This window comes from Pseudomonas sp. 51_B (genome assembly GCF_017491595.1).
Taxonomy (GTDB): domain Bacteria; phylum Pseudomonadota; class Gammaproteobacteria; order Pseudomonadales; family Pseudomonadaceae; genus Aquipseudomonas; species Aquipseudomonas promysalinigenes.
On the sequence record NZ_JAFGYW010000251.1, the window covers coordinates 1 to 489 of the forward strand.

Annotated in this window: 1 pseudogene; it reads right to left on the minus strand. The window is 60.5% G+C overall.

Features of this window, described 5'->3' with window-relative positions:
• Positions 1–86: 86 nt before the first annotated feature.
• A pseudogene (locus J5M56_RS24675) lies at positions 87–489 on the minus strand (beta-ketoacyl-ACP synthase); the annotation flags it as partial.

The following is a 489-nucleotide window of genomic DNA, read 5'->3' on the forward strand; positions in this document are numbered from 1 at the left end:
GATCGCTGGCAGGGCGCAGAGCAGCAGGGTGACGGCGGCGAGTTTGTTGAAGTGCATGTAGGTCTCCTTGACCTGGATTGATTCGGTTATGCCCAGCGGCGGAAGATCAACGAGGTGTTGACGCCGCCGAAAGCGAAATTGTTGTTCATCACGTAGTCGTGATGCATCTGACGGAATTCGCCGCGCAGGTAATCGAGCTTGCCGCAGTGCGGGTCGACCTCGTCGAGGTTGAAGGTGTGTACATAGCGGTCGCTGTTGAGCATCTCGATGCTGAACCATGACTCCAGCGCACCGCAGGCACCGAGGGTATGGCCGAGAAAGCTCTTTTGCGAGCTGATCGGCATGTGTTCGCCGAACAGGCTGCTGGTCGCCAGCGTTTCGGCGATGTCGCCCTGTTCAGTCGCGGTGCCGTGGCCGTTCACATAACCGATGGCGTCCGGGGTGAGGCCGGCATCTTCCAGGGCCAGCTCCATGGCGCGGCGCATCGTG